The following is a 5,188-nucleotide window of genomic DNA, read 5'->3' as shown; positions in this document are numbered from 1 at the left end:
CTGGCACCCGAACTGCGCGCGCAACCGGGCTTCGACCGCGCGCAGTTCGGGTGCCAGGTAGTCCTCGCAGAGGACGAGCGCGAAGGGCGCGTCCGCGCCTTCCTCGTCGTCGACCGCGGTGATCGAGGAGGCACGGCAGGCGGCGCGCACCTCCTCGCGGTCCACGTCCCCCACGGCGATGAGCGCCACGGGCGTGCCGCGCACGGTGTCCTCGGCGACGAAGCCGTCCAGTCCGGCGCGGTCCCAGTAGGCCTCGGCGGGCTCGCGGTCGGAGCGCGGGGACGCGCAGCCGAGGACGGAAGCGGGATCGGTGCCGGTGAGGTCGGCGGGGCCGGTGAGACCGGTGGGGCCGGTGGGGCCGGCGGGGCCGGTGAGACCGGTGAGACCGGTGAGGCCGGCCGGGCACGGCGCGGTGTGGCGGTAGCCCACCAGATTGGCCTCGGCCAGGCGCCGTACGACCCGGCCCGCCTCCTCGGCGGGCATGGCGGCAGCGGCGTCCCGGAGCAGTTCGGGCAGGGTACGGCTGCCGTCGAGGAGCGACACCAGGGCCTTCGCGCCCGCTCCCCGCACCGCCGTCACGTCCGTGTCGGACCACATGAACACGGCCTCCCCCGGAGCGGGCACAGCCCGCACATGGCGCTTGAGCGCCACGAACGGGCCGTGCCCCGGGGCCTGTGCCTCGGTCACGCAGCGGTCGGCGCGTCGAGGAGCGCGGAGATGCACATGCACCACTCCGCCCCCGCCGGCTCGGCGAAGTTCAGGCTCTCGACGCTGACGGACTCCCCTCCCGCGCCGACGGGTTCACCCGACGCCGCGCCGAACGCGCCGCGTGCGGTGGTGGGTCCGGATACGAAAACGTCCTCGAGCCCGGTACGAGAGACCAGTTCCGCGAAGCCCGCAAGCTTTTCGGTAGCGTTCATGACAACCCCCTGTGGATGAACAAACCGGTGGACCGACGAAGCGGCGCACGCGCCGGCGACGTCCTCGATGGGAACAGGCTGTGCCGAACCGAAGGTGCGGTCGGCGCCTGGTTCGGAAGTCTGCGGCCGGAATTCGCCCGTCCGTCAGTGTGCGGATCATCGGCCACCCATGAGATTTTCATGCCCGGGTTCGTGCACCGCTCACTGGGCCGGGCACGGTCCGCGGTGCGACGCTCATGAGCCGGAAACCATATGGCCGCCACGCGTCACCGGTGGCCGTGGCCCAAGGGGGAGATACACATGGAGATCCAGGTCCTGGGCTCGCTCGCCGCGCAGGAACGCGGCGTCTCAGTGGTGCCGAGCGCGGCGAAACCCCGCCAGCTGCTGGCCCTGCTCGCCCTGCACGCCGACCGGGTGGTGTCGGTGCCCACGCTGATGGAGGAGATCTGGGGCGAGCACATCCCCCGCAGCGCCTCCACCACCCTGCAGACGTACGTCCTCCAGCTGCGCCGCCGGATCACCACCGCCCTCGACGGCGACCCGCGGCGGGCGAAGGACGTCCTGGTGACGCGCTTCGGCGGCTATCTGCTCCAGGTGGAGCCGGGCAGGGTCGACGCCCACGAGTTCGAGCGGCTCGCCGTGAGCGGCGGTACCGCCTTCGAGATCGGCGACTACCGGGCGGCCTCCGCCGCACTGCGCCGCGCACTCGCGCTGTGGCAGGGGCCGGCCCTGGTCGACGTACCGGTCGGCCCGGCGCTGGAGCTGGAGGTGCTGCGGCTGAACGAGGAGCGCACCACCGCCCTGGAGCGGCGCATCGAGGCGGACCTGCGGCTCGGCCGCTACGCCGAAGTGGTCCCCGAACTACGGGTACTGGCCGCACGCCACCCTCTCCACGAGGGTTTCTGCGGCCAGTTGATGCGCGCCCTGCACCGAACCGGTGGCAGCTGGCGGGCGTTGGAGGCCTACCAGCGGCTGCGCGGCAGCCTCGTCCGCGAGCTGGGCCTGGAACCGTCCGGCCCGCTCCGGGAACTCCACCAGGCAGTCCTCTCCGGCGATCCGGACCACGCCCTGCACCCGGCCGCGGCGGACTGAGGACACGCGGGCGACCGCTCCACCCGGGCTCCACCCCCGCTCCACACAACATGCCGGAGGCTTTGAGGCGGCGTCCCTACGGTGCCGCAATGACGACCTTCGACGAGCTCCTCGCTCTGGCGCCCGCTCCCGATCTGCGCCGTTCCACCGACGAGTTGACGCGCCTGAAGGAGGAGCTGAGCCGGGGCCCCGACCCCGCGGCGACCCGGCGCCAGCACGCCAAGGGCAAGCTCACCGCGCCCGAGCGGCTGCGACTCCTCTTCGACGACGGGACGTTCACCGAGATCGAGCCGCTGCGCCGGCACCGCGCCACCGGCTTCGGCCTGGAGGACCGCAAGCCGCACGGCGACGGAGTCGTCATCGGCTGGGGCCTGGTGCACGGCCGTACGGTCTTCGCCTACGCCCACGACTTCCGGGTCTTCGGCGGCGCCCTGGGCGAGGCCCACGCCGAGAAGATCCACAAGGTGATGGACCTGGCCGAGGCGGCGGGCGCCCCGATCGTCGGGCTCAGCGACGGCGCCGGCGCCCGCATCCAGGAGGGCGTCACGGCGCTCGCCGGATACGGCGGCATCTTCCGCCGCAACACCCGCTCCTCCGGCGTCATCCCGCAGATCAGCGTCGTCCTCGGCCCGTGCGCGGGCGGCGCCGCCTACTCCCCCGCGCTGACCGACTTCGTGTTCATGGTGCGCGGCACCTCCCAGATGTTCATCACGGGCCCGGACGTCGTCCAGGCCGTCACCGGCGAGCAGATCACCCACGACGGCCTCGGCGGCGCCGACGTGCACTCCTCCCTCTCCGGCGTCTCCGGCTTCGCCCACGACGACGAGACCGAATGCCTGGCCGACGTCCGCCACCTGCTCTCGCTGCTCCCCCAGAACAACCGCGAACTGCCCCCCGCCGTCCGGTCCGACGACCCCGCCGACCGCCGCACCGAGGCACTGACGACGCTGGTCCCGGCCGACCCCCAGCAGGCCTACGACATGCGCGGGGTGATCGAGGAGATCGTCGACGACGGCGACTACTTCGAGGTCCACGAGGCCTGGGCCCGCAACGTGGTGTGCGCGCTGGCCCGGCTGGACGGCCAGGTCGTGGGCCTGATCGCCAACCAGCCCGCCGCCCTCGCCGGCGTCCTCGACATCCACGGCTCCGAGAAGGCCGCACGCTTCGTGCAGACCTGCGACGCCTTCAACATCCCCCTGGTCACCCTGGTCGACGTCCCCGGCTTCCTGCCCGGCGTCGACCAGGAGCACGGCGGCATCATCCGCCACGGCGCCAAGCTCCTGTACGCCTACTGCAACGCGACCGTCCCCCGCATCTCCCTGGTCGTCCGCAAGGCCTACGGCGGCGCCTACATCGTCATGGACTCCCGCTCCATCGGCGCCGACCTGTCCTTCGCCTGGCCGACCAACGAGATCGCGGTGATGGGCGCGGAGGGCGCGGCCAACGTCGTCTTCCGCCGCGAGATCGCCGCCTCCGACGACCCGGACGCCACCCGGGCCCGCCTGATCAAGGAGTACAAGGCCGAGCTGATGCACCCGTACTACGCGGCCGAACGCGGCCTGGTCGACGACGTCATCGACCCGGCGGAGACCCGCACGGTCCTCATCCGCTCCCTGGCCATGCTCCGCACCAAGAACGCCCGCCTCCCGGAGCGCAAGCACGGCAACCCGCCGATGTGATCCGGCGTCGGACGAAGCACCGCGGGACACGGCCCGGGCGACGGCCGACGGCACGGCCCGGACGTGACGGAGCCCGGGAGTCGTATCCAGCTCCCGGGCCCCTGGGGATGCCACCTCATTGCGCACGCCGGCGCGTTTAAGAGGGAGGATCAGTCATCAAGCCGTCGTGTTCTTCCTTTGAACTACCGCACCAGGCAGAGGTGCAGGCGAGAATTGAACTCGCATCCGACGGCAATCGTCCTTCCTCGGTCGTTCCGGCGATCGGCAGCGATGCTGAGACTGGAGCGAGAGTCTGAGATTGACCGCGGCCTCCGCTCGGAGGGCCGCTTCTTCAGGCTGAACGTCAGTTTCAGCTTGCGCTCGTCGCGCGAACCGGTCCTCAGTCCGGCCCGCGCCGTCGCGCACCCCCGCGCTCGCACGCGGGGGCGATCATGGAGGCTACCGGCCCGGCGTCAGCCGAACAGGTAGCCGAACACCGCCTCGCCGGCCCGCTGGTCGGTGATCTCGGTGGCGTTGGCCTCCTCGCGGGCGAACTTGACCGCCTGCTGGAGCTTCTCGACCCGCTCCACCAGCTCGTTCACCCGCCGCGCCGGGAGCGCGCCGGAGAACTTCACGGTCGTCCAGTACCCGATGGGCACGTCCTCGTAGTACACCTCGACCTGCGCCGGGTGCTTCTCGGTCGCCTCGGCCTTGACGTGGTTGCGGGGGACCTTCTTGGTACGGATCGTGCGGACCGGGTCCGTCTTCCACCAGTCCGTGGACGGGTCGTGGGACCAGGACTCGGCGGCGTCGAGCGTGGGAAGCTTCCGGACGAAGGCGTGCAGATCGGTGAGCTGCTTCTCCAGGAAGAGGAGGTAGCTGACCGGCACGTCGGCGAGAATGGTCCGCCCCTCGACGGTGACGTCCGCGCGGGCCGTGCAGTTCGCCCAGTCCTTGGTCGCCGTCACGTCGAACAGCCGGGTCAGCGAGGCCGCCATCTCGCGCAGCACGTCCTCGCCCTGCACCTGCACCCGCGTGGACTCGGGCGGCAACTGCTCGCCCTCCTCGTCCTTGGGCTGGTACGTACGCGAGATACCGGCGAGCAGCGCGGGCTTCTGCACCTTCTGGTGCGCCCCGTTGACGTCCTGAACCGCCTTGCTCTTGACGCCCTTTTCGACAGCGATGATCTGGTTCAGCTTGGTCATGTGATCCCCCTGAGAACACTCAGGAACCTAGCCGGTCGCCCCCGCTCCCGTCGCCGTATTTTCCGGCGGCTCGGGCTCGGAAGGAACCGGCTCTCTGCAAACCGCCCCGGAGCGAGGGATTCTGGCCGCCGCCCGTTATGCGACCATCCGGTCCCAGGCTCTCAGTCCGCGAGAGTCGACGGAGTTCATCGAAGGGGTTGGGAGCTGTTGGGGTTTGGCTGGGCACGAGTGTGTTCTGGTGTGGATGAGTGAGCGCGGACGGGCGCGCTCACGGTCGGGAGTGGGTGCTGTCCTGCCGGAAGGGGGAATGGGG

The 5,188-nt window shown here is 71.1% G+C and carries 4 protein-coding genes and 2 pseudogenes; 3 read left to right on the top strand and 3 right to left on the bottom strand.

The window, feature by feature from the left end; all coding sequences use genetic code 11:
• Both AOK11_RS46300 and AOK11_RS34645 read right to left on the bottom strand, forming a co-directional pair.
• Positions 1–687 (bottom strand): annotated as a pseudogene (locus AOK11_RS46300) (hypothetical protein); the annotation flags it as partial.
• The gene (locus AOK11_RS34645) at positions 684–920 is read right to left on the bottom strand and encodes a hypothetical protein (protein ID WP_055597625.1); all 237 of its coding nucleotides are present in this window, start codon (positions 918–920) and stop codon (positions 684–686) included. The gene AOK11_RS34645 and the pseudogene AOK11_RS46300, both read right to left, overlap by 4 nt.
• Before the next feature lie 300 nt (positions 921–1,220).
• On the opposite strand from AOK11_RS34645, the gene AOK11_RS34640 reads away from it, so the two are divergent.
• Together AOK11_RS34640 and AOK11_RS34635 are read left to right on the top strand one after the other, a co-directional pair.
• Positions 1,221–2,012, top strand: coding sequence for an AfsR/SARP family transcriptional regulator (locus AOK11_RS34640; RefSeq protein ID WP_055597624.1), 792 nt, complete (start codon positions 1,221–1,223; stop codon positions 2,010–2,012).
• 89 nt (positions 2,013–2,101) lie between these two features.
• Positions 2,102–3,691: an acyl-CoA carboxylase subunit beta gene (locus AOK11_RS34635; RefSeq protein WP_107098756.1), complete on the top strand. Its 1,590-nt coding sequence runs from the start codon at positions 2,102–2,104 to the stop codon at positions 3,689–3,691.
• 452 nt (positions 3,692–4,143) lie between these two features.
• Here the strand turns inward: AOK11_RS34635 and AOK11_RS34630 are convergent, their stop codons facing one another.
• The gene (locus AOK11_RS34630; protein ID WP_055597623.1) at positions 4,144–4,875 is read right to left on the bottom strand and encodes a DUF7873 family protein; all 732 of its coding nucleotides are present in this window, start codon (positions 4,873–4,875) and stop codon (positions 4,144–4,146) included.
• 76 nt (positions 4,876–4,951) lie between these two features.
• On the opposite strand from AOK11_RS34630, the pseudogene AOK11_RS46950 reads away from it, so the two are divergent.
• Positions 4,952–5,068, top strand: a pseudogene (locus AOK11_RS46950) (transcriptional regulator); the annotation flags it as partial.
• Positions 5,069–5,188 lie beyond the last annotated feature (120 nt).

Origin of the sequence: Streptomyces hirsutus (genome assembly GCF_001418415.1) — a bacterium.
Classification (GTDB): domain Bacteria; phylum Actinomycetota; class Actinomycetes; order Streptomycetales; family Streptomycetaceae; genus Streptomyces; species Streptomyces hirsutus.
This window is presented reverse-complemented; position numbering and strand designations above follow the sequence as displayed.

Coding starts and splice junctions, on each gene's coding strand:
- AOK11_RS34645 (WP_055597625.1), bottom strand. CDS start 920: ATGAACGCTACCGAAAAGCTTGCGGGCTTCGCGGAACTGGTCTCTCGT.
- AOK11_RS34640 (WP_055597624.1), top strand. CDS start 1,221: ATGGAGATCCAGGTCCTGGGCTCGCTCGCCGCGCAGGAACGCGGCGTC.
- AOK11_RS34635 (WP_107098756.1), top strand. CDS start 2,102: ATGACGACCTTCGACGAGCTCCTCGCTCTGGCGCCCGCTCCCGATCTG.
- AOK11_RS34630 (WP_055597623.1), bottom strand. CDS start 4,875: ATGACCAAGCTGAACCAGATCATCGCTGTCGAAAAGGGCGTCAAGAGC.